Source organism: Fontisubflavum oceani, assembly GCF_030407165.1.
In the GTDB taxonomy this organism is placed as follows: domain Bacteria; phylum Pseudomonadota; class Alphaproteobacteria; order Rhodobacterales; family Rhodobacteraceae; genus Rhodophyticola; species Rhodophyticola oceani.
This window is the reverse complement of record NZ_CP129111.1, coordinates 1490502-1514210: the sequence shown is the minus strand read 5'-3', so window position 1 is coordinate 1514210 and position 23709 is coordinate 1490502. Positions and strand designations below refer to the sequence as shown.

21 protein-coding genes and 1 tRNA gene are annotated in these 23709 nt (G+C 60.8%); 17 read left to right on the top strand and 5 right to left on the bottom strand.

Annotated elements, in window-relative coordinates; genetic code table 11:
- Positions 1–30 precede the first annotated feature (30 nt).
- The 5 genes from mreC to QTA57_RS07800 are packed head-to-tail and all read left to right on the top strand — an operon-like array spanning position 31 to position 5527.
- Positions 31–963, top strand: a complete 933-nt coding sequence (mreC, locus tag QTA57_RS07820) for a rod shape-determining protein MreC (protein WP_290154371.1) — start codon at positions 31–33, stop codon at positions 961–963.
- Positions 960–1496, top strand: coding sequence for a rod shape-determining protein MreD (locus QTA57_RS07815; protein ID WP_171561384.1), 537 nt, complete (start codon positions 960–962; stop codon positions 1494–1496). The genes mreC and QTA57_RS07815 overlap by 4 nt, the downstream gene beginning before the upstream one ends.
- Positions 1493–3442 carry a penicillin-binding protein 2 gene (mrdA, locus tag QTA57_RS07810; protein ID WP_290154370.1) on the top strand — a complete coding sequence of 650 codons (1950 nt, stop codon included), beginning with the start codon at positions 1493–1495 and terminating at the stop codon, positions 3440–3442. The genes QTA57_RS07815 and mrdA overlap by 4 nt, the downstream gene beginning before the upstream one ends.
- Entirely contained in the window at positions 3439–4578 is a 1140-nt protein-coding gene (gene rodA, locus QTA57_RS07805; RefSeq protein WP_290154369.1) for a rod shape-determining protein RodA, read from the top strand. The genes mrdA and rodA overlap by 4 nt, the downstream gene beginning before the upstream one ends.
- A gap of 13 nt (positions 4579–4591) precedes the next feature.
- Positions 4592–5527, top strand: a complete 936-nt coding sequence (locus tag QTA57_RS07800; RefSeq protein WP_290154368.1) for a 2-hydroxyacid dehydrogenase — start codon at positions 4592–4594, stop codon at positions 5525–5527.
- Between the two features lie 153 nt (positions 5528–5680).
- Here QTA57_RS07800 and QTA57_RS07795 read toward each other — a convergent pair whose 3' ends face one another.
- Both QTA57_RS07795 and QTA57_RS07790 read right to left on the bottom strand, forming a co-directional pair.
- Positions 5681–6469 (bottom strand): SseB family protein, encoded by a 789-nt coding sequence (locus tag QTA57_RS07795; RefSeq protein WP_290154818.1) that lies wholly within the window; start codon positions 6467–6469, stop codon positions 5681–5683.
- On the bottom strand, positions 6457–7050 hold the full coding sequence (locus tag QTA57_RS07790) for a uracil-DNA glycosylase family protein (RefSeq protein ID WP_290154367.1): 594 nt from the start codon (positions 7048–7050) through the stop codon (positions 6457–6459). The genes QTA57_RS07795 and QTA57_RS07790 overlap by 13 nt, the downstream gene beginning before the upstream one ends.
- 75 nt (positions 7051–7125) lie before the next feature.
- On the opposite strand from QTA57_RS07790, the gene QTA57_RS07785 reads away from it, so the two are divergent.
- From QTA57_RS07785 to QTA57_RS07750, 8 genes are all read left to right on the top strand, one after another.
- Positions 7126–7467, top strand: coding sequence for an ArsR/SmtB family transcription factor (locus QTA57_RS07785; RefSeq protein ID WP_171561393.1), 342 nt, complete (start codon positions 7126–7128; stop codon positions 7465–7467).
- Positions 7460–8485 (top strand): permease, encoded by a 1026-nt coding sequence (locus tag QTA57_RS07780; protein ID WP_290154366.1) that lies wholly within the window; start codon positions 7460–7462, stop codon positions 8483–8485. The genes QTA57_RS07785 and QTA57_RS07780 overlap by 8 nt, the downstream gene beginning before the upstream one ends.
- 369 nt (positions 8486–8854) lie before the next feature.
- Positions 8855–9514, top strand: a complete 660-nt coding sequence (locus QTA57_RS07775) for an ABC transporter ATP-binding protein (protein ID WP_145215225.1) — start codon at positions 8855–8857, stop codon at positions 9512–9514.
- Complete coding sequence (locus QTA57_RS07770) at positions 9492–11186, top strand: capsule biosynthesis protein (protein WP_290154364.1); 1695 nt, start codon at positions 9492–9494, stop codon at positions 11184–11186. The genes QTA57_RS07775 and QTA57_RS07770 overlap by 23 nt, the downstream gene beginning before the upstream one ends.
- Before the next feature lie 2 nt (positions 11187–11188).
- On the top strand, positions 11189–12022 hold the full coding sequence (gene kdsA, locus QTA57_RS07765; RefSeq protein ID WP_290154362.1) for a 3-deoxy-8-phosphooctulonate synthase: 834 nt from the start codon (positions 11189–11191) through the stop codon (positions 12020–12022).
- An 18-nt stretch (positions 12023–12040) separates the two neighbouring features.
- Positions 12041–13537, top strand: coding sequence for a phosphomannomutase/phosphoglucomutase (locus QTA57_RS07760; protein ID WP_290154361.1), 1497 nt, complete (start codon positions 12041–12043; stop codon positions 13535–13537).
- 62 nt (positions 13538–13599) lie between these two features.
- A complete protein-coding gene (locus QTA57_RS07755) occupies positions 13600–14925 on the top strand; it encodes a mechanosensitive ion channel family protein (protein WP_290154359.1) in 1326 nt (441 codons plus the stop codon).
- A 77-nt stretch (positions 14926–15002) separates the two neighbouring features.
- Positions 15003–15077: transfer RNA gene (locus tag QTA57_RS07750), tRNA-Gln, on the top strand.
- A 503-nt stretch (positions 15078–15580) separates the two neighbouring features.
- Here QTA57_RS07750 and QTA57_RS07745 read toward each other — a convergent pair.
- Genes QTA57_RS07745 through QTA57_RS07735 form a run of 3 tightly spaced genes read right to left on the bottom strand, consistent with a single transcriptional unit; the run spans position 15581 to position 19128 of the window.
- Positions 15581–16237, bottom strand: coding sequence for a GntR family transcriptional regulator (locus QTA57_RS07745; protein ID WP_171561407.1), 657 nt, complete (start codon positions 16235–16237; stop codon positions 15581–15583).
- Between the two features lies 1 nt (position 16238).
- The gene (locus QTA57_RS07740; protein ID WP_290154358.1) at positions 16239–16583 is read right to left on the bottom strand and encodes a heterodisulfide reductase-related iron-sulfur binding cluster; all 345 of its coding nucleotides are present in this window, start codon (positions 16581–16583) and stop codon (positions 16239–16241) included.
- Between the two features lie 28 nt (positions 16584–16611).
- Entirely contained in the window at positions 16612–19128 is a 2517-nt protein-coding gene (locus QTA57_RS07735; RefSeq protein ID WP_290154357.1) for an FAD-binding and (Fe-S)-binding domain-containing protein, read from the bottom strand.
- A 125-nt stretch (positions 19129–19253) separates the two neighbouring features.
- On the opposite strand from QTA57_RS07735, the gene QTA57_RS07730 reads away from it, so the two are divergent.
- The 4 genes from QTA57_RS07730 to QTA57_RS07715 all read left to right on the top strand — a co-directional run bounded on the left by QTA57_RS07730 (position 19254) and on the right by QTA57_RS07715 (position 23629).
- Positions 19254–20450 carry a pyridoxal-phosphate-dependent aminotransferase family protein gene (locus tag QTA57_RS07730; protein ID WP_290154356.1) on the top strand — a complete coding sequence of 399 codons (1197 nt, stop codon included), beginning with the start codon at positions 19254–19256 and terminating at the stop codon, positions 20448–20450.
- 93 nt (positions 20451–20543) lie between these two features.
- Complete coding sequence (locus QTA57_RS07725) at positions 20544–21503, top strand: Bug family tripartite tricarboxylate transporter substrate binding protein (protein ID WP_290154355.1); 960 nt, start codon at positions 20544–20546, stop codon at positions 21501–21503.
- Between the two features lie 77 nt (positions 21504–21580).
- Positions 21581–22090 (top strand): tripartite tricarboxylate transporter TctB family protein, encoded by a 510-nt coding sequence (locus QTA57_RS07720; protein WP_145215200.1) that lies wholly within the window; start codon positions 21581–21583, stop codon positions 22088–22090.
- 21 nt (positions 22091–22111) lie between these two features.
- On the top strand, positions 22112–23629 hold the full coding sequence (locus QTA57_RS07715; protein ID WP_290154354.1) for a tripartite tricarboxylate transporter permease: 1518 nt from the start codon (positions 22112–22114) through the stop codon (positions 23627–23629).
- The last annotated feature ends 80 nt before the right edge of the window (positions 23630–23709 follow it).

Sequence of the window (23709 nt, the reverse complement as noted above, 5' to 3'; positions counted from 1 at the left end):
CCCTGACACAGCCGGATCGCAAGGATCAAAATGGCCCGGGATCGCAATGATCAAGCCTATGCCCGCCCCGTCCGGCGCCTGCTGCTGACGGTCGTTGTCCTATGCCTGGTGTCACTCGTCTTAATCTGGCGGATCGACAATCCCAGGGTTGAACGGATGCGCGCCGAGATCATCGACCGGGTGGTCCCCAATATGGAATGGGCCATGGCGCCGGTCACCGGCATGGCGCGGATGTTGGATGACTTCCAAAGCTACACAAGGCTTTACGAGCAAAACCAGGAACTGCGCCGCGAGTTGCAGCAGATGCGTGCCTGGCGCGAGGCGGCCTTGCAACTGGAGCAGGAAAACGCCCGCCTCCTCGATCTGAACCGGGTACAACTTGACCCCGAACTGACTTTCGTGACCGGCATCGTCTTGGCCGATAGCGGCTCGCCCTTCCGACGCTCCGTCTTGCTCAATGTGGGCGCGCGCGACGGCATTTTGGATGGCTGGGCCACGATGGATGGCCTCGGCGTCGTTGGCCGGATCGCTGGCGTCGGCGAACGCACGGCTCGCGTTCTGCTTCTGACCGATAGCAACAGCCGAGTGCCGGTCACGGTGCAACCCTCGGGTCAGCAAGCGCTTTTGCTTGGCGACAATTCCCTCGCCCCCGCGTTGGAGTTCATCGAAGACCCCGAAGATATCTCCGCCGGCGACCGGGTGGTGACCTCCGGTGATGGTGGCCTTTTCCCTGCCGGTCTGTTGGTCGGTCAGGTCGTGATGACCCCCGATGGGCGAGTACGCGCACGGCTTGCGGCCGATTATGCCCGGCTGAACTTCCTTAGGGTGATGCGGAGCCATCCCGGCACCACGCTCAGCGATCCCGGCGGGTTGATCGGCCCACCTTGGCCGCTGCCTGACTCCGAAACAGATGCCGCACCAATCAGTGCGCCGCTTCTGGAAACCGGTGAGTTGGGCCAATGATCGACCCGGTTACGCGCCATATCTGGACCTATCGGCTGATCTATCTCGCGTTGAGCCTGGTGGTCATGACCTACAAACTCTTGCCCCTTGGCCTGGGCAACATTGGCCTGCCGGCGCCCGACATCCTTCTCGCCCTCACTCTGGCATGGATCTTGCGCCAGCCCGCCGTTGTCCCAATGGCCTCCATCATCGTGGTCTTCCTGCTGGCCGATTTCCTGTTCCACCGTCCGCCAGGCCTCTGGACGGCCCTGGTGCTGCTGGTTAGCGAAAACCTCCGCACCCGTCGCGCACCGATGACCGCGTTTCCATTCCTTTTCGAGTGGGGTGCCTTTGCCTTGGCGGTTTTTGGGCTGCTGATCCTCAACCGCGTGGCGCTGTGGGTGCTGATGGTCGATCAAACCACCCTCGGCCTGACCCTGGCACACGGGATTGTCACCGTCGCGATTTATCCGATCGTTGTCGCGGTCTCGAAATTTCTCATTGGCTTGCGTAAGCTAGGCCCGATTGACCCCGAGGCCGCCAAAGCCGCATGAAACGCACGCCCAAAGAAACCGATGACAGCGCCCGCCTCGTTGGCCGCCGCAGCCTGGTGGTCGGTGGCCTGATGGCAGGCACCGGGGCCGTTCTGGCCGGACGAATGCGCTATCTGCAGGTGGAACGGGCCGATGATTTCCGGCTTTTGGCCGAAGAAAACCGGATCAACATTCACCTCCTGCCCCCCGCCCGCGGATTGATCTTTGACCGCGGAGGGATCCTTCTCGCGGGCAATGAGCAGAACTATCGCATCGTCATGACCCGCGAGGATGTGGATGATCTGGACGAGGTCCTCACGCGCCTCACCGAATTGGTCAACCTGGACCAAGGCCGTCTGGAGCGCGCCCGCGAAGAGATTCTGGAACGCCCGCCTTATGTACCCGTCACCATCGCCGACCGGCTAAGCTGGGAAGAGCTGTCAACCGTTGCGGTCAACGCCCCTGCCCTGCCCGGCGTGACGCCCGAATTTGGCCTGAGCCGCATCTATCCGCTCGGTGCCGATTTCTCTCACGTGGTTGGCTATGTCGGCCCGGTCTCCGACTGGTATCTCGAGACAACGGGCGACACCGATCCAGTCTTGCAAATCCCTGATTTCCAAGTCGGTCGTTATAATATCGAAGCCCGGATGGAGGCCGATCTGCGCGGCCAGGCTGGCAGCAAATGGGTGGAAGTGAATGCAGGCGGCCGGGTCATGCGCGAGCTTGACCGAGATGCCGCTAACCCAGGCTCGGATCTGCAACTCGCCATCGATGCCGGTTTACAAAACTACGTCGAGGCCCGGCTACATGGCGAGAGCGCGGGCGCCGTTGTGATGGAGGTCGAAACCGGCGAAGTCCTGGCGCTTGCCTCTGCCCCCACGTTCGACCCCAACCTGTTTGTGCGCGGCATCTCCACGACCAATTGGAACGCACTCAACACCGATCCTTACCGCCCGCTGGCCAACAAAGCGACGCAGGGGCTCTATCCGCCCGGCTCCACCTATAAAATGATCGTCGCGCTGGCCGCGCTTGAGGCCGGTGTGATCACGCCGGACGAAACCGTGTTTTGCGGCGGCTTCACCGAATTGGGCAACCGGCGTTTTCATTGCTGGCGCGGCGGCGGCCACGGCCACATGAATCTCATCCAGAGCCTCTCGCAATCCTGCGACGTCTACTACTACGAGCTGGCGCAACGGACCGGGATAGAGGCGATCTCCGCCATGGCGCGGCGTTTCGGCTGCGGAATCCGCCACGACATTCCGCTTTCGGGCGTGGTCACCGGGCTTGCGCCGACGATGCAGTGGAAGCGCGAAAATCGCGGCGAAGATTGGCTGGTCGGCGACACACTCAATGCCTCCATCGGGCAGGGCTTTGTCTTGACCTCCCCCCTGCAACTCGCCGTCATGACGGCGCGGGTTGCCACAGGGCGCAATATCGTGCCGACCCTGGTGAAATCCATCGATGGGCGGGACAACGTACCGTCAGACGCCGAGGATCTGGGCCTGAACCCAGAAAATCTCGCTCTGGTCCGCCGCGGCATGTACGAGGTCAACAATTCCGGTCGTGGCACCGCCTATTCCAGCCGGTCAGTCGACGCGGCTTATACCATCGCGGGCAAAACCGGCACCAGCCAGGTCCGCAACATCACCGCTGCCGAGCGGGCGCGCGGTGTGATCCGCAATGCAGACCTGCCTTGGGAACGCCGCGACCACGCGCTTTACGTCGGCTATGCGCCCTATGAGCAGCCTCGATATGCAATCTCTGTGGTCGTTGAGCATGGCGGTGGCGGTTCAGCGGTGGCGGCGCCGATTGGCCGGGATCTTCTCTTGCGCGCTCAACATGGCGACGTGCCCCCACCCGAACTCTACCCGTCGGGACAGCGCCGCCGCATCGAAGACATGCATGAGCAAATGCCGCTTAGGCCCGCGACACCTCCCGAAGACAGCGGCGGGAGTAGTCAGGCATGAGTTTTCTGGAATATACGGTCAAATCCACGCCCTCCGGCCTGCGCAAATTGCTCTATCTGAATTGGGGTCTGGTGCTCTTGATCACTGCTGTGGCCTGCATTGGATTTCTGATGCTCTACTCCGTCGCCGGCGGCTCTATGAGCCCCTGGGTCGAGCCACAGATGCAGCGGTTTGGCCTGGGGCTGCTGGCCATGTTCATCGTCGCCATGATCCCAATCTGGTTCTGGCGCAACATGTCGGGTGTGGCATATGGCGTTTCGATCCTGATGCTTCTGTATGTGGAGTTTTTCGGTGCCGTCGGTATGGGCGCGCAGCGCTGGATCGACCTGGGTTTCATGCGGCTGCAACCATCGGAACTGACCAAGATCACCATGGTGATGCTGTTGGCGGCCTATTACGATTGGCTCGACAGCCGGAAAATGTCGCGCCCGCTCTATGTGCTGATCCCGCTCCTGATCATTGTGGTCCCAGCCATGCTCACGCTACGCCAACCCGATCTTGGCACAGCCCTCCTGCTGCTGATGGGCGGCGGGGCCGTGATGTTCCTCGCGGGCGTCCACTGGGCCTATTTCGCCGCGGTTATCGCCGCTGGCGTCGGAACGGTCAGTGCTGTTTTCACCTCTCGGGGCACGCCTTGGCAGCTTTTGCAGGACTACCAATATCGCCGGATCGACACCTTTCTAGATCCCTCGACCGATCCGCTTGGCGCGGGCTATCACATCACTCAGAGTCAGATTGCCCTTGGCTCCGGCGGGTTTTCCGGGCGCGGCTTCATGGAAGGCACGCAGAGTCGGCTCAACTTCCTGCCCGAAAAACACACCGATTTCATCTTCACCACATTGGCCGAGGAATTCGGCTTCGTCGGCGCGGCCTCACTTCTGGTGCTTTATCTGCTGATCCTGCTTTTCTGCGTTGTGACTGCCCTGCAGACCAAAGACCGCTTCGCGTCGCTCGTCACGCTCGGCATCGCGGTGGCGTTTTTCCTTTATTTCGCGATCAACATGGCAATGGTCATGGGCCTCGCGCCAGTGGTCGGCGTACCCCTGCCCTTGGTCAGCTATGGCGGCTCGGCCATGTTGGTCTTGATGGTGGCCTTCGGTTTGGTGCAATCAGCGCATATCCACCGTCCCCGTTAAGGCCAAAATCTCCATGCCCAATATTCTCTTTGCCGCGCGCCCCGAGCGCTGGACCCACTATGAGCCGCATCTGCGCGAGGCCCTGGCCGAGGCCAATCTGTCGCACGCCAACCTGACGACCGAGGCCAATCCGGCGGAGGTCGATTACATCATCTATGCGCCGAACGGTGATGTGCAGGATTTCACGCCCTTTACCCGCCTGAAAGCTGTTCTGAACCTCTGGGCCGGGGTCGAGGATGTGGTCGGCAATGAGACTCTGACCGTGCCGCTGGCCCGGATGGTCGACTATGGGCTGACCGAAGGCATGGTAGATTGGGTCGTGGGCCACACCCTGCGCCACCATCTCGGCATGGATGCCCATATCCATGGCCAAGATGGCACCTGGCGCGCGGGCATTGTGCCGCCCTTGGCGCGCAATCGCACAGTGGCGATTTTGGGCCTCGGTGCGCTTGGCACGGCCTGCGCGACGGCGCTTGCCGGGCTCAACTTCCGCGTCACCGGCTGGTCGCGCAGCCCGAAAAACATCCCCGGCGTTCAAACGGCCCATGGCCCCGATGGGTTACAAAAAATCCTGAAATCGGCAGAAATTGTAACCCTTCTGCTGCCCGACACGCCCGCAACCGAAAACACACTCAACGCCGAGACCCTCGCGTTAATGCCGCAGGGTGCCGTCATCCTGAACCCAGGCCGCGGCCCGCTCATCGACGATGACGCGCTGCTCGCCGCACTCGATAGCGGCCAAATCAGCCATGCCACCCTCGATACATTCCGCATCGAGCCGCTGCCGAAAGAGCATCCGTTCTGGGCCCATCCCAAGGTCACGGTTACACCCCATATCGCGTCTGAGACCCGCGCCGACAGCGCCGCCCGCGTCATCATCGACAACATCCGCCGCGGCGAGGCCGGAGAGCCCTTCCTCCATCTTGTCGATCGCGATCTGGGCTACTAACCCCTTCTCTGCTTTCAAAATATCCCCGCCGGAGGCTCCAACCTCTGGCCCAATACAGCACAGGACGAAAAGCCGGGACGTTGCAACGCTCTCGTGGCAACGCGGGTCAAGGATGGCGCCCGAAGGGGGCCTGACGCAGCCCGCCGCCGCGCATCAGCGCAATTTGGGCGGCACGTCGGGGTCCATCCCTGGTGCCACGCCGGGAACCTGAAGCGCCACCGGTTCCGGCAAGTCGAACCGCAGCCCAAGCCGCGCCAGCGAGGCGCAAATCGGATCATGGGCCGCGAAAAACCCGACATCCAAGCTGCCTGCCTCAATGCCAGAAAAGGTCAACGCCTCGGCGACCGCTTGCGCCAACCCGGCCTCCGCCTCGGGTGCCGCGCCCACAAATCCCAACAGATGCGCGCGCCGCCCGCTTTCATAGGTCACCCCTGCCAGATAGGCCAATTTGGCCATCCCTTCCGCGCCGGCGAGCTTGGCATCCAAGGCGGTGATCAAAGCCTCTGGCAATCCGCGCGGTGCAAACACCTCGTCGGGCCGCTCTTCGGCCTCGCCCGGGGCGTTGGAAAGCGTTTCGGCCAACCAATCGACCGCGTCAGCCTCAATCAAAATCGACGAAGGCGCGACCCCGAGATTGACCCCCAACCCGATCCCTTGCCCCACCAACATCCCCGCCAAGGCGCGCCCTGACAAAGCCGCATAAGGCGCCGTATCTCCGACGAACTCAGTCAGCCGCTCTTCCAGATCGAAGACCAGCACAAAGTCTTGCCCTTCGACGGGAAACACCTGCGGCGTGATCTGATCCCCTTCGGCCTCGCTCTCCAATAGCAAGAACAGTTCAGCACTGGCCAAGCGATCATAGAACCGCAGCCGCGACGCATCATCGCCCGGCGCGGCCTCCATCGCCGCATGCGCCTCATCAAGCATCGTCATATCGCCAATATCTCCGCCACGCGGGCCCGCAGCACCGGCAGAAGCTCGGCCTCGAACCAGGGGTTTTTCTTCATCCATCCGGTGTTGCGCCAGGACGGGTGCGGCAAGGGGATCACGTCGGGCGCATGGTCGCGCCATCCGGCCACCGTCTCCGTGACGCCGCGCTTGCCGCCCAAGTGCCAGCCTTGGGCATAACCGCCAACCAAGAGGGTCAAAGACACATCCGGCAAATGCGCCAACACCCGCGCACGCCAAGTTTCGGCACAAATCTTCGGCGGCGGCAAGTCACTGCCTTTGGCGTTATAGCCGGGAAAGCAAAACCCCATCGGTACAATCGCCACCTGGCTTTTGTCATAAAACACATCCTCGCCAACGCCCATCCAATCCCGCAACCGGTCCCCTGATGGGTCAGTGAAGGGCTTGCCCGAGAGGTGCACTTTCATCCCCGGTGCTTGGCCGGCAATCAACACCCGCGCGCCGGGGGCAAACCATACCACCGGGCGCGGCGCGTGACCGGTCTCCGTTGCCGCGAACCGCTCGGCGCAGATTGTGCAGCCCGCCAAATCGGATGTGAGCGCCTGAAAGGACATGGCCCAAGACCTAGGGGCACGGCCCGCGAAAGGAAAGACTCGACATCGCTTCTATATTTCTATAAATCTAGAATCATGAAACAGACACCTCTCTCCCCACCCGCCCTCACCCTGGCCGCGACAGCCTTTGCCGCCCTCGGGTCGGAACAGCGTTTGGCCATCCTGCGCCGTCTGGTCAGGGCGGGGCCGGAGGGCCTGCCGATGGGGGCTTTGGGCGCAGATGTGGGCGTTGAGGGGTCGGTCCTGACCCACCACCTGAAACAGTTGGTCAGCGCGGGGCTCGTGACCCAACGCCGCGATGGGCGGCGTATCCTCTGCTCGGTCGCTATCCAGCAGATCGAAGACCTCTCCAATTTCCTTCTCTCCGAATGCTGCGCCGATCAAGGCGGCCATCTCAAAGGCGTCACTCATGGCTGATCTGACACAACACCCCTCCCCGATCCGCGACATCTGGGCCCGGATCGACAAAGTGCTTTTGACCGGCCTCGCGATCGTCGCCGTGATCTACGCCTTCGACCGGCCCAACACCGTCCCAACAGTGATGGAGACCGGCGAGCATTTCTTCGAGACTCTGCCCTATGTGCTCTTTGCCGTCCTGGCAATTGGCGTGATGAAAGCCTCCGGCTCCGAGCGCCTGCTGGATGGCGCGTTTCAGGGCCGCGAGCTTCGGATGATTGTCTTTGGCGCGCTTGTCGGCGGGCTTTCCCCTTTTTGTTCCTGCCAAGTGATCCCCTTCGTGGCGGCGCTTTTGGCGGCAGGCGCGCCTCTCTCGGCGGTTATGGCCTTTTGGCTGGCCTCGCCGCTGATGGACCCGGCGATGTTCGCGATCACCGCGGGCGGACTCGGGTTTGACTTCGCCATCGCCAAGACCGCCGCCGCAGTGGCCCTTGGCATCGCGGGCGGGTTCGTGGTGATGACCCTCGCGAAATCGCCGATTTTTAACGATCCGCTGAAAGCCAATGGCATCACCGGCGGGTGTTGTGGTGCGAAAAAACTCACCCTGAACTGGACATTCTGGACCGAGGCCTCGCGCCGCGCGGTCTTTGGCGAGGCCGTCTGGTCAAATCTGCTCTTCCTCGGCAAATGGTTGGCCTTGGCCTATCTGCTGCAGGCGCTTTTGATCCATTATGTCCCTGCCGAGTTGATTGCGGGCGTGATTGGTGGCGACGGGCTGGGCCCAATCTTGATTGCCGCCTTGGTCGGGGCGCCGGCCTATCTAAACGGCTACGCCGCTGTGCCGCTGATTGAAGGGCTCCTGACCCAAGGTATGAGCCAGGGTGCGGCGATGGCCTTTGTCATTGCCGGTGGGGTGAGCTGCATCCCTGCCGCCGTCGCGGTCTGGGCGCTCGTCAAACCGCGGGTTTTCGTGGCTTATCTCGGCCTGGCCATCGCAGGTGCAATCCTGGCGGGCATGGCTTGGGGTGCATTCGCCTGATCTCTTGTCTGGTATAGGCGCATCGGCAATCCCTGTGCGTGCACCAACGGCGGCGCAACATGCCCCGGCGCAGAAACGTCGTCACAAGCCATTCACCGGCTTGCATCGGCCACGCGATCATCGCTCTTTGCCCGATAACCACCCCGAAAATTGTTGCGGAACCTGAAACAAGAGATGTGCGTTGGCCACAGCAACGCGGTAATATACCGAGATTGCGCCATGTTGATGCCACAATACGCGCGCCGGGCTTGGAACAAAGGACGATCACGGCCATAATGGCGCCCAATTGGAACCCTATGGTTAGGTCTGCGCAGCCGACGGGAAAGATGGGCGCGCAGCGACGGCAGATGCAGCAGCGGTGGGGCAAATTTGCTCGAGTTTATCAATGTTTCAAAGTCCTTTTGGACCGGCACGCAGCGCAAGGTGATCCTTGATCGCGCCTCGTTTCGGGTCGATTTGGGGTATTCGCTTGGCATTCTGGCCCCAAACGGGACCGGCAAATCGACAGTGATCAACATGATGGCCGGTCTGGAAAAACCTGATGAGGGCGAGATTGTCCGCGGTAGCAGCATCTCTTTCCCGCTTGGCTTCATGGGCGGCGTGATCACCAAACTGACCGCCACCGAGAACAGCCGCTATATCGCACAGCTCTACGGGCTGGACCCCGACTATATCGAAGCTTTCTGCCGCTGGCTCTGTGGCTTGGAAGAATATTTTGACATGCCGATCGGCACGTATTCGTCGGGTATGCGCGCCCGGTTCAACTTCGCACTGCTGCTGGCGCTAGACTTCGATATCTACTTGATTGATGAGGGCATGCCGCAATCGACCGACCCCGAATTCAACCGCCGTGCAGGCAGCATTCTGGCGGATCGGTTGAAATCATCGACGGTTGTCATCGTCTCGCATCAGGCCAAAACACTTGAAAAATTCGCCCGTCGGGCGGCTGTGTTGAAAGACGGGCAACTCTATTCCTTCGACACGCTCGAAGAAGCAAAAAGGCTTTATGATTATGAAACCCAAGGGTAAAAAGTTTCGCATCCGCCGCAGCGCTTCTTCGTCGCAAAGCGCCCCAGCCCCGTCGACCGAGACCGAGTTGCTCGGCGAAGCTGACGATGGGTTTGGCGAGGCCCCGTTCCCCGGATCGGCGGCGCATGACCGGCAAGAGGCACCAGCGCAAGACGACACGCCGGGGAGTACGGAAACAGCCGGTGAAATCCCGCTAGAGCAAGAGCTCGCGGCCATTCGGCAAGAAGGTTTGACCGGTCGGCAATTACGCATGGCCCGTCGCACGGCGCAAAAGCATGGCCTGCAGCCTGCATCGGATTTTGACGCGGTGCGCTTGCTGCGCCGCCAAGGGATTGATCCCTTTGCTCGAAACAACCTGCTAGAGCTGATCGTCAATGACGAAAATGGCAACGGCGCAGCCGCTGCACAGACCGGCGGCGCAGGGTCCGCAGCAGCCAAAGCGGCGACCAACCTACCCGCCACCGTCCGTCAACCAAGCGTCCCCGGCCCCGTCGGGGCACCGCTCGACGAAGGCACCCGCGCTGCCGAGATTATGCGGGTACAACGCGATATCGCGGCCCGGCGGCGCAAACGCCTGGCGCTTTTGGCCACGCGGCTGATGTTCTTCGTGCTGCTGCCAACGTTTTTGGTGGGCTATTACTTCTTTGCCGTGGCCACGCCGCTATTTTCGACCCATTCCGAGTTTGTGATTCAGAAATCCGAAGGCGGTGGTGGCTCCGCTGGCGGCGGTCTGGCCGGGATGCTCGGCGGCACAAGCTTTGCCACTGTGCAGGAAAGCATCACCGTTCAAAGCTATCTCGAAAGCCGGGAAGCCATGCTCCGGCTTGATGAAGAACATGGGTTTCGGGCGCATTTCTCTTCGGAGCAGATGGACCCACTGACCCGCCTCGCGCCCGACGCGACAGACGAGGACATGTTTGACACATATCGGCGCAATCTGAGCATCGGCTATGACCCGACGGAGGGATTGATCCGGCTGGAAGTCATTGCGGGCGATGCCCAGACCAGCCAGGCCTTTGCCGCCGCTCTGATCGAGTATGCCGAAGAACGAGTGGATCAGATGAGCCAGCGCGTCCGCGAGGCACAAATGTCCGACGCAAGGAGCAGTTTCGAAGATGCCGAAGAGCGGATGGTACTCGCACAGCAGCGGGTGATTCAGTTGCAAGAACAGCGCGGCGTGTTGAGCGCAGAGGCCGAAGTCAGCGCCGTGTTCTCGCAGATCAACACGTTTGAACTAGAGCTGCAGCAAGAGCGCCTACGTCTCTTGGAACTGCAAAGCAACACGCGCCCGAACCAGACCCGAGTTGAGGTGGCCGAGCGCAACATTGCCCGACTCGAAGCGTTGATCGATGAGCTTAGGGGCGGATTGACTGCCACCGGCACGGGCGAGGTTTCTCTGGCGCGGATTTCATCGGAATTGGTGGTCGCCGAAGCTGATTTGCAGACTAGGCAGTTGATGCTGTCGCAAGCCTTGCAGCAAATGGAAACCGCGCGGCTCGAGGCAAATCGGCAGTCTCTTTACCTGTCGATCGGGGTCTTCCCGGTGGCGCCGGATGAAGCGGCCTATCCCCGCGCATTGGAGAACACGCTTCTTGCGTTCCTGGTCTTTTCTGGCATTTACCTGCTGATATCGATGACGGTTTCCATCCTCCGCGAACAGGTCTCAGCCTAGTCATGAAACATGTAGATATCGGGTCTTTGACCACCGGCAACGACCGTCCGCTGACGCTGATTGCCGGTCCCTGCCAATTGGAAAGCGCCGATCATGCGCAGATGATCGCGGGCACCCTCAAAGAGGCCTGTGACAAGGCGGGGGCGCAATACATCTTCAAAGGCTCCTACGACAAAGCCAACCGCACCTCGATCAACGCCAAGCCCGCGCTTGGCATGGATGAGGGCTTGAAGGTTCTACAATCGGTCAAAGAGACGATTGGGGTTCCCGTTCTGACGGATGTGCATGGCCCCGCGCATTGCGCGCCAGTGGCCGAGGTGTGCGACGTCCTTCAAATCCCGGCCTTCCTTTGCCGGCAGACCGAGCTGCTGTTGGCGGCGGGCAGCACCGGCGCCGCGGTCAATGTCAAAAAGGGGCAGTTCCTGGCGCCGTGGGATATGCCCAATGTGGTGGCCAAGATCGAAAGCACCGGCAACACGCGCATCCTTCTGACGGAGCGTGGCGTGTCCTTTGGCTATAACACGCTTGTGGTTGATATGCGGGCGCTGCCGGAAATGGCCAAGACCGGCTATCCGGTGGTGATGGATGCGACCCATGCCGTAGCGCAGCCCGGCGGGCTCGGCGGCTCCTCCGGCGGTCAACGTGAATTTGCACCAGTCCTGGCGCGCTCTGCGGTGGCGCTCGGGATCGGCGCGCTCTTCACAGAAACACATCAAGACCCTGACAATGCCCCCTGCGACGGGCCGAATATGATCCATTTGCACCAAATGCCTCACCTTTTGGATAGTTTGATGCGCTTTGATCGTCTGGCAAAAGCAGAGCCGATCCGTTTGTAATCAGCGAAAGCCACCCGAATGACCAAGCCCTTGCCGACCGTCACCCAAAACAGTTGGGCCTTCCTGCGCGATGCCATGGTTACGCCGACGGGGTTCCGGGAATATGATGCACGGTGGAAGTTTCCAGATGAGATCAATCTGCCCGGCATCACGGCGCTTGGTCTGGGTCTTGGCACGCAGATGTTTGAGACCGGTATCGAGCCCGTTATTGCGGTTGCGAATGACTACCGTGACTACTCGCTTTCGGTGAAAAACGCGCTGATCCTGGGCCTGATGCAGGCGGGCATCCAGGTAAAAGACATTGGCCCGGCGGTCAGCCCGATGGCCTATTTCGCACAATTCCACCTCGATACACCCGCCGTCGCCATGGTGACGGCAAGCCATAATCCGAACGGCTGGACCGGCGTAAAGATGGGCTTTCAACGCCCGTTGACCCATGGGCCCGATGAGATGGGTCGTCTGCGCGACATTGTTCTGGGCGGCGAGGGCGTGGCGCGGCCCGGCGGTGGTTATGAATTTGTCGACGGCGTGCGCGAGGCGTATCTGGACGATCTGGCGGGTGATTTCAAAATGACCCGCAAACTGCGTGTCGTCTGCGCCACGGGCAATGGCACGGCCTCGGCCTTTGCACCGGAGCTGTTTGAGCGGATTGGGGTGGAGGTTGTGCCCTCCCATAACCGGCTCGATTACAGCTTCCCGCATTACAACCCGAACCCCGAAGCGATGGAGATGCTGCATGATATGGCCGCCTCGGTGAAAGAGTCCGGCGCGGATTTCGCGCTTGGCTTTGACGGCGACGGCGATCGCTGCGGTGTGGTCGACAATGAAGGCGAGGAGATTTTCGCTGATAAGATGGGCGTGATCATGGCCCGCGATTTGGCGAAGATTCACCCCGGCGCGACCTTTGTGGCGGATGTGAAATCAACTGGCCTGTTTGCCTCAGACCCGGAGTTGAAAAAACACGGGGCCAAGGCCGATTACTGGAAGACGGGTCACAGCCATATGAAACGCCGAGTCCATGAACTGAGCGCGCTGGCGGGCTTTGAGAAATCCGGCCATTACTTCCTCGCAGGCCCCATCGGGCGCGGCTACGATTGCGGCATGCGGGTTGCGGTTGAGATCTGCAAATTGATGGATCGCAATCCGGATATGTCGATGGCCGATCTGCGCCGGGCCCTGCCGGTGACCTATGCGACGCCGACCATGTCACCCTATTGCGCGGATACCGAGAAATACAAGGTGCTGGAGCGGTTGGTCGAGATACTCGTTGCTCGTCATGCAGAGGGCGGCAGTTTGGGCGGCGTCAAAATCACCGATGTCGTCACGGTGAACGGCGCGCGGGTGATGCTGGAGAATGGCGGTTGGGGTCTGGTGCGGGCCTCATCGAACACGCCAAATCTGGTCGTCGTCTGCGAAAGCCCGGAAAGCGAGGCGCAGATGCGGGCGATCTTCGAAGACATTGATGCGGTGATCCGCACCGAGCCTGCCGTCGGGGACTACGACCAGACAATCTGACTTCCCCGCCGCAGGAAATCGGCCTAGACAAGCGGGACATTTCAACAACGCCCGTTTGTCTCATGCGTCTTTTTCTGATCCTATGCCTCGCCGTCGTCCTGCCCTTCACCGCGATGGCGCAAGACACTGCACAGCAACCCGACGGCGCGATCTCCGTCGAAAGCGACATCCAGCAAGACACCGCGATTGCCACTCGCATCCGCGATATTCTGCGGCAGTTGGAGGGCTATGAAAATGTCAGTGTCTCCGTCGCCGATGGCATCGTCACATTGCGGGGGACTGCCCTTGAGACGGCGCAAATCGAAGCGCTGAATGGGCTCGTGGGTCGGGTCGAAGGCGTTGTGGCGATTGAAAACGCGGTCACCGAGACCACCGATGTGGTCGAACGCTTAAACCCTGCTATTGGACGCATTCAAGCCCGGATCGAGCAATTCCTGGCCAAACTGCCCTTGATCCTGGTGGCCGTCGCGGCGGGCATCTTGGTCTTGCTTCTCGGCCTCTACTTGGCGCGTCTAAAAAACCCCTGGGATCGGCTCGCGCCAAACGCCTTTATCGCGGATATCTACCGGCAAGTGATCCGTCTGCTCTTCGCGGTCTTGGCCGTCGTGCTGACCTTGGATCTGTTGAACGCCACTGCCCTTCTGGGCACGATTTTGGGCGCCGCCGGGATCGTCGGCCTCGCCATCGGGTTTGCCGTGCGCGATATGGTGGAGAACTTCATCGCCTCGATCCTCTTGTCGATCCGTCAGCCGTTCCGCCCCAAGGATTTGGTCGAGATCGAAGGCGATATGGGCCATGTGATCCGCCTGACCTCGCGCGCGACGATTCTATTATCACTCGACGGCAACCATATCCGCATCCCCAACTCGACCGTGTTCCGGGCCCGGATCATCAACTACAGCCGCAATGACGAACGCCGCTTCACCTTCGTGCTGGGGGTCGACCCCAACGCCGACATTGCCGAGGCGCAGCGGATCATCCTGGATGCGTTGAAAGAGCTGCCCTTCCTGTTGGAAAGCCCCGGCCCCGGTGTTTGGGTCAACGAACTGGGCGACAGCACCATTTCTATTACTGGCGCAGGCTGGGTGATGCAGCACAAGACCAGCCTGGGCATGGCCAAGGGCGAGGCGATCCGGATTGCCAAGTCTCGCCTGGAAGAGGCCGGCATTATGCTGCCAGAACCGACCTACCGTTTGATCAGCGACACCACGATCCGGCAAGCGCCGTCGGACACACACACCAAAGACACCACAGCGCCACCCGCCACACCTGCGGAGGTGCAGGACGTCCATGCCGAGGAATCAGAAGCGCTGGAACGGATCGTCGACGCCGAACGGGAGGCATTGGGCGATGACGACCTTTTGGCGCGCGAGGCCCCGCAAGAATAGTCCAGCAAATCTGGTGATTTTTTGCACACCGGGGGCTTGATCCTCCGCCCGTCGCGGCGTAACTAGCGCGTCACAGTTGGGGTGTAGCCAAGCGGTAAGGCAGCGGTTTTTGGTACCGTGTACCGTAGGTTCGAATCCTACCACCCCAGCCAACTTTCCTTAATGTGCCGTCCGGCATGAATCGCAACGTGTCCGGCGAGAAATGCAACTTTTGTCGGGGAAAAACGCAACTTCCGTCATTTTTGGTGACTTTTGGGGCGTTCTGTCTACAGAGCTGGCTTTTTTGTTCGATTTCAAAAACTGCCCCGATAAGTGCGGCCAGCCAGTCTTCTATTCGGTGTATGGGCGGGAAGCAGTCATCCTCTACGACTGCAACATGGATCAAGCAACTTAATCAACCGGTCGAACAGGCCCGGCTCTTGCTGATCCAATGCGGGGAGGTCAGCCAGTATCGAGTGCGCCAGTCCGCTCAGCCGACATTGTCATGTCTTGTACTCCTCAAGCGATACAACTCAATGCGGTCGTGCCACACCGGACCCTGCACAATACAAGGGCTCAACCGATTGACATCCGACACGTAGGCGCAACCTGTGCGTCGGTTGCTACGAAAGGTTTGACCGGAAATCAGGCCGTCGCCTGCGGACCCAGAACGAACTCAGGTCACCGCTGCCTTCAATGCAACAAGCTTGTTATTCAAATGGGCCTTCAACAAGGTGCTCAGGCGTGGTCCGTCGCGGTTTTCCACCGCCTCCATTATGCCGCGATGTTCTTCGACGGCTTGGGCCCAGCGGCTGTCCGAGACATTAGCCAAGAGACGGGCACGCTCCACCCGCGAGGACAACATCGCGTAGTGCTGCGCCAGGACCGGATTGCGAGCCGCAGCCATGAGGGCGGCGTGGATGTCATGATTGGCCTGAAAATAGGCCGGTCTATCGCCAGCGTCATAGTGGCGGAACATATCGCGATGGCGGGCCACAATCTGGGCCATTTCGTCATCACTCGCCCGTTCGCAGGCCAGTTCCCCGGCCAAGCCCTCCAAGACCGCAATCACCGGAAAGGCGGCTTCGAGCTCTTCCATCGTCACGTTGGAAATCCGCGCGCCCCGGTTCGACTCGAGGATGACCAACCCCTCATTGGCCAGCACTTTTAATGCTTCGCGCAACGGGGTGCGGGACACACCGAGATTTTCGCACAACTCCCTCTCGGGCACCTTTGCGCCAGGTTCGAGCGAGCCCTCGACAATGGCTTGCCGCAAGCGGGTCACAAGCTCTTCATGAAGCGACGGTCGAGCGAGCGGGGTCGACAGGTTCATACTATTGGCCTCCCTCTGCCAGAGCCATTTCAAGCACGCGCGCGACGTGAATGGCCGTGCGGTTTGCACCATCGACGATCTGATGCCGGCAAGACGTGCCATCGGCGACAATCAGTGTGTCGTCAGATGCTTGTCGTACAGCCGGCAGCAAATCGGCCTCGGCCATCTTTAGCGATACGTTTATCGTATCGCGACCATAGCCGAAAGCCCCGGCCATGCCACAACAGCTGGTCTCGACCACCTCCACCTCGGCCTCGGGAATCTTGCCAAGTGCCGCCTGCACATCCGGCATCACTTGGTGCGCCTTCTGATGACAATGCCCGTGCAGCAGGATTTTCTGACCCAAAGGTCGCAGTGGCAGGTCAACCTCATGCTTAACCAGATACTCCTCCAGCAGGAATGCCTGAGCGGCGACGGTCTCCGCCCGCCCGTCTGTGATCAGGGCAGGGATTTCGTCGCGCAGGGTGAGGAGCGAAGACGGTTCCAACCCCACGATCGGCACCAGCCTCGACATGGGGCAGAAGCGCGGCAACCAAACGTTCGGCCTCAATCCGGGCCTTTTCCACCAAGCCGACAGATAGCAGCGTCCGCCCACAATCCAGCGCGCGACCGCCATCAACCGGCGTCGCGACCTTCACCTTTAGACCCGCCGCTTGTAGCACCCGGCCCGCCGCGCGCAGGTTTTCCGGCTCAAAATAGCGGTTGAACGCGTCCGCGAAGAGGATGACATCTGGGTTCGGATCGGCAAACTCCGCGTCGCGGAACCGGTTGGCCGACCAGGTCGGTAAGTCGCGGGCGGCTGCAAATCCGGTCACTCCCTCAGTCAGTTTCGCAAGGCCCGGTATGCGATTGCGCAGATTCATCAGCCACGGCACGCGCGCCGCCCAGGGGGCATAGTGGGGCATGTAGCCCACAAGACGGTCATGCAGGCTCAGCCCGTGCTTCTGCACCCGCGCTGCCAAAACTTCGGTCTTCATGCGCGCCATATCCACGCCGGTCGGACATTCGCGTTTGCAGGCCTTGCAGGACACGCAAAGCTTCATCGTTTCCGCCATCGCATCGGATGTCAGGGCATCCGGCCCAAGCTGCCCCGAGATCGCTAGGCGCAGGCTGTTGGCGCGACCGCGCGTGACGTCCCGTTCGTTCCGGGTCACACGATAGGAGGGGCACATGGCCCCGCCCTTCAGCTTACGGCAAGCGCCATTGTTGTTGCACATCTCGACGGCTCCTTGGAAACCACCACCGGCGCCGGTCCAGGTGGACCAGTCGAAGGCCGTCTTCAGGGCGGGGACGGTGTAGTCGGCGCTATAGCGGAACAGGCTGCGGTCATCCATTTTGGGCGGATCGACGATCTTGCCCGGGTTCAGCACCCCATCCGGGTCAAACCGCTGTTTCACATCGCGGAAGAGATCGGTGATCTCAGTCCCGTACATGCGTTCGTGAAACTCCGAGCGAACGATCCCGTCGCCATGCTCACCCGAATGCGACCCTTTGTATTCGGCAACCAGCGCAAAGGCTTCTTCGGCGATGGACCGCATTTTCTTCACATCGTCTTCCAGCTTGAGGTTCAAGACGGGCCTGACATGCAAGCACCCGACAGACGCATGCGCATACCAGGTGCCTTGGGTGCCATGACGTTCAAAGACCTCGGTCAGCCGTGCGGTGTAATCGGCCAGGTCAGTCAATTCGACGGCGCAATCCTCGACGAAGGAGACGGGTTTGCCGTCTTGCTTCATCGACATCATGATGTTGAGGCCGGATTTGCGCACCTCCGCAATCTGACCTTGCAGGCGTTGGTCAGTGATCGGCTTCACACCGCCCCAGTTGCGGCCTTCGCCACTCCAGGAGAACCCAAGGTCGCCAATCCGATCGGTGATCTCGGCCAGTTTGCGGGCATTGGCTTGGGCCGAGCCTTCGTCAAACTCCACAAGTAATAGCGCGGCAGGGTCACCCTCGACAAAGGCCTCGATCGTGCGCCGGAAGAGCGGGATTTGCCGCGACAGACCGATCATCGTGTTGTCGACCAGTTCCACGGAGAGCGGGTCCAAAGCCACCAGATGCTGGGTTGCATCCATTGCTTGATAGAAGCTGGGAAAATGGCAAACCGCCAGAACACGTTCCCCGACCAGCGGCCAGAGCTTCAACTCAATGGCCGTAAAATAGGCCAGCGTTCCTTCGGAGCCGACCAGAAGATGCGAGAGGTTTATTGGCGCGTCTCGTGGCACCAGGGCGTCAAGATTGTAACCACCAACCCGGCGGTTCAATTTGGGAAAGCGCGTGTCGATCAGATCGCCATGGGCCGCGCCGAGCCGAAGCACATCGTCCACAATCGCTTGCGCGGGATGGTTCGACAGTGCACCGCCCGGCATCTCACCAAATCGCGCCTCGGTGCCATCGGACAGGATCGCATCGATGGCGCGAACGTTTGAGCGCATGGTGCCATAACGCAGAGAGCGCCCGCCGCAGGAGTTGTTGGCCGCCATACCGCCGATGGTCGCCCGCGAGGCCGTGGAGACATCGACGGGGAACCACAAGCCATGGGGTTTTAGCGCGCGGTTCAAATCGTCCAGCACAACGCCCGGTTCGACGATGGCCCGACGCCCCTCGACGTCAATCTCGAGAATGCGGTTGAAGTGTCTGGAGTTGTCGAGGATCAGCCCTGAATTGACTGTCTGACCACATTGGGATGTGCCACCACCGCGCCCGGTCACGGGCAGGCCAGCCGCACGCGCGGCGGCGAGGGCGGCCGAAATATCGTCTTTGGAGCGGGGAATCGCCACGGCGGAGGGCATGATCTGGTAGATCGAGGCATCCGTCGAATAGCGCCCTCTGGAAAAGGCATCTTCGAGGATTTCCCCTGAAAACCGGCCCTTTAGCATATCTAGCGGCATGTTTTTCTCCTCCCCAGTACGGTGGCTTGACAGCTCATCTTTTCAAATTGTATTCATAATTCAAGATTATGCATTCGGCAATACATGTGACCATGTTTGAACCGGATCAATGTGGAGGATTATCAATGACATCGAGAAATGCCGGTCGGCACTTTCTGCAAATTCCCGGTCCAAGTGCGGTGCCTGACCGTATTTTGCGGGCGATCAGCGCGCAAACGATCGACCATCGCGGCCCGGATTTTGCGGCGGTGGGGCAGGCTGCGCTCGACGGCATGAAGTCGATATTCAGGACTGAGGCTGGGCAGGTCATTATCTATCCCGCGTCGGGCACCGGCGCTTGGGAAGCGGCGCTGATCAATACTCTCTCTGAGGGCGATCGGGTGCTGATGTATGAGACTGGCCATTTCTCGACGCTCTGGATGAAGATGGCGGAACGGCTTGGCCTGGCGCCGGAGTTCATTGCGGGCGATTGGCGCGGCGGGGCAGATCCCGAAGCCATCGCGGCCCGGCTCCGCGAGGATAAAGCCCACGAGATCAAAGCGGTCTGTGTGGTGCATAACGAGACCTCCACCGGGTCGGTGTCGCCGGTCGCCGAAGTCCGCAGCGCGATGGATGCCGTGGGTCATCCGGCGCTTTTGATGGTCGACTCTATCTCGGGCCTGGCCTCGGTCGATTTCCGGTTCGATGAATGGGGCGTGGATGTCTGCGTCTCGGGCTCGCAAAAGGGTCTGATGCTGCCGCCGGGAATTTCGTTCAATTGCGTCAGCCCAAAGGCGATGGAACTGTCGCGCACCGGTGGAATGCGCCGGTCTTACTGGGACTGGCAGGACATGACGGGCCCGAACGCAACCGGATACTTCCCCTACACACCCGCCACCAACATGCTTTACGGCCTGAATGAAGCGGTCGCGATGCTGCATGAAGAGGGGCTGGAGAATGTCTTTGCCCGCCATGCCCGCCACGGTCGTGCCACCCGCGCCGCCGTGCGGGCTTGGGGTCTTGAGGTGCTCTGCCGTCAGCAGGGGCAGGAAAGCGGCGTTCTGACCGCGGTGATGATGCCCGAGGGCCATAGCGCCGATGGGTTCCGGGCGACCGTTTTGAAGAACTTCGACATCTCGCTTGGCAATGGCCTGTCCAAAGTGGCTGACCGCGTCTTCCGCATCGGGCATCTGGGCGATTTCAACGATGCGATGCTCATGGGCACGTTATCGGGGATCGAAATGGGCCTGTCGAAAGCAGGTATCCCGCATCGGAGCGGCGGCGCGGCAACGGCGATGGCGGTCCTGGAGGAGGACCTTCCACGCAACCTCGCTGCGGAGTGACGATCTAAGGGGCGTCCCATCTCGTGTGGCACCGGGGCGCGCCCTCTCAAAGACATGCCACACATCCCTGACAGATTTCTTGGAGGAGAGAATATGTTGTCCCTGAAAACCGCCACCGTTGCCGCCTTTGTGGCCGGTACTGTTCTAGCGGCGCCCGCCGCGATCGCGCAGGACTATCCGTCCCGCACTATTGAGGTCATCCATTCCTATGGCCCCGGCGGCGGCACTGACCGGTTTATCCGCGCCGTGGGCGTGCCCTTCGAAGAGATCGCCGGCCAGTCGATGGTGCCGATTTCAATCCAAGGCGGGGGCGGCATGCCGGCCTATGCCAACTTCCAGCAGCGTCGCGTTGATGGCTACACGCTGATGGCCATCAGCCCCGATCAGATCATCGCCCATGTGCTAGGCCGGATCGAGATGGACTCGTTCCAGCCGCTGGCGCGAGTGCAATATGATCAGGGTATGATCCTGGTCCCGGCCTCTAGCCCGTTCCAAACAATCCAAGAGTTCATGGAGCATGCCCGTGAAAACCCAGGTGAGTTGAACGTTGGGATCACCAACGCCGCAGGGTTCGACGACACCGTCATGGGTCTTTGGAACATCGAAACCGGGGCTGAGGTCACAACCGTTCCTTTCGGCTCGTCCGAGATGGTGTCGAACACGCTTGGCGGTCAGGTCGACGCCATGCATGAGGAATACGGCCCCGCCCGTGGCCTGATCGACTCCGGCGACATGCGTCCGCTGGTCGTCTTCTCCGACGAGCGCCTGCCGGTGCTGCCCGATGTGCCGACGGCCGTTGAACTCGGCTATGACGTGACGCTTGGACGCTGGCGGGCCTTCGCGATGCCAGCGGATGCGGATCCGGCCCAGGTCGACACGCTCTTTGGTCTGGTTTCCGAGGCCGTTGCGTCCGATTCATACCAGGAAGTGCAGGAGCAAGCGGCGCTTCAATATCGCTCGGAACTGCTTGGACCGGAGGAGTTCCAGGCGTTCATCGACAGTGAGATCGAGGTCTACACCCGCGTGCTTGACGCGCTTGGTCTGACCGACTGATCCTTTCGCCCGTCGCGCCCTCGGCTGTAACGGTCAATTGCGCGACGGGCCACCAGAATATCCCGAGGAATGGAACCATGGCCCATCGTTTGCTTGATCTGGCCTTTGCCAGCCTTCTGTTCGGTCTTTCGATCTTCTTGTGGTTTGTCGCGGACGGCTTCCCTGAATCGCGCCGCTTTGCCCAAGCCGATGCTGATTTCTGGCCCAAGATCATCTTTGCAACCATGGCCCTGATCACCGGGATCATCGCGGTCCGCACCTTGCTCAACCTGCGCAAGGACCGCGCGCAGATGGCCGGGGCCTTCACGATCCCGCCTCAGTTCCGGGTTGCGACGGTGCGCATCGGTGCGATGGGCGTATTGATCCTGACCTATTTCGTGGCGTTTCAGCACGTGGGCTTCATCCTTGCCACCTTCGTGTTTCTCATCCTGGCGAGCTTTGTCATTCCTTACAAAAACAACTTGGCGCGGGTGATTTTCGCGGCCTGTTTCACGGTGGTCCTGGTCCTGTTCTTCACACAGGCGCTTGAGTTGCCGCTGCCCCGGGGAACCGGAGTTTTCTACGATCTGAACGTGCTGTTCTACTGAGCCCTGGAAGGACCCCTCATCATGTTGGAAGCATATGGTTCAGCGCTTGCCTATCTCTTCGGCAACCCGTCCTCCTTTCTGCTGATCATCTTCTCGGTGATCTGGGGCATCGCCTTCGGGTCGGTTCCTGGTCTCACGGGGATCGTGGGTGTGGCCCTTCTGATCCCGTTCACCTTCGTCTTCGATCCCACCGCCGGTCTGCTTTTACTGTCGGGGGTCTATGTGGGGTCCACATTCGGCGGGTCGATCTCAGCCATTCTGTTCAACACACCCGGCAGTCCTGAGGCTGCCTGTACAGCGCTTGACGGCTATCCCATGGCCAAGAAAGGGCAGGCGGGCAAGGCCCTTGGCATCGCACTCGCCTCTTCGGCCATTGGCGGCATTTTCGGAACCATCGTGTTGATGCTCCTGGCGCCACCGATGGCTCAGTTTGCGCTGAATTTCGGGCCGCCTGAGTATTTCGCCCTGGCCGTTCTCGGCATCACGGCGATCTCGGCCATCGGTGGCGGATCGGTCTTGAAAGGGCTTGTGGCGGGGCTTCTGGGTCTTGGCATCGCAACGGTCGGTCTTGATCCGATCACCGGGACCGAGCGCTATACGTTTGGCAATCTCTCTTTGCTGACCGGCATCAGCTTCGTACCCGCCATCATCGGCACCTTCGCGTTGGCCGAAGTTCTGCAACGGGCCGGGGAGCGGACATCTACGGCCGATGTCATTACTGACGTCTCCACCAAGCTGCCAAGTATGAAGGAGTTCCTAGCGACACGGTTCACACTCCTGCGCTCGTCGTCGATTGGGGCCTTTATCGGCGCGCTGCCAGGCGTCGGCGCGACAACGGCGGCCTTCATCAGCTATTCGGAAGCCGTGCGGTGGTCCAAACGGCCGCAGGATTTCGGCACCGGAGTGGCCGAAGGCATCGCCGCGCCGGAATCGGCGAACAACTCTGCCGTCGGCGGTTCCATGATCCCGCTTCTGGCCCTTGGAATCCCGGGCAGCGCCACAACCGCCGTGATGCTAGGGGGGCTAACGATCCATGGCATCATCCCCGGCCCGCTGCTGATGGAGACCAACACGCAGCTCGTCTACACGGTGTTCATCGGCATGTTTGTCGCCAACATCCTGATGCTGATTTTCGGCATCCGCGCCGCGCGCTATTTCGCGCTGGTGCTTAAAGCCCCCTACGCGTTGGTCGGCCCCGCGATTGTTGTGCTCTGTATGACCGGGGTCTATGCCCTGAACTCCAACATCGTCGACGTTGGTGTGATGCTCGCCATGGGGGCCTTTGGCTTCCTGCTGCGGAAACTGCAATATCCGATCGCGTCCTTTGTGATCGGGTTGGTGCTTGGCCCCATCGCTGAGCGCAGCCTCCGCCAAGGCCTGGTGATCAGCGATTACGACTACTGGGATTTCGCCTCCCGCCCGATCACGGCCGTTCTGCTGATCGGCAGCTTGGCATCGCTGATCTACGGGTTTTATGGTCAGTGGAAACGGCACCAAATTGCGCAAGCCGCAAAACTGAGCAGGGGTCAAAGCGGATGAACTCGCGCGGCTTGCGAAACCAACGTGCCCTTGGATAAGCTTCACCGTCGAGACAGACGGGCGCTTGCCGTGCGGCCAGC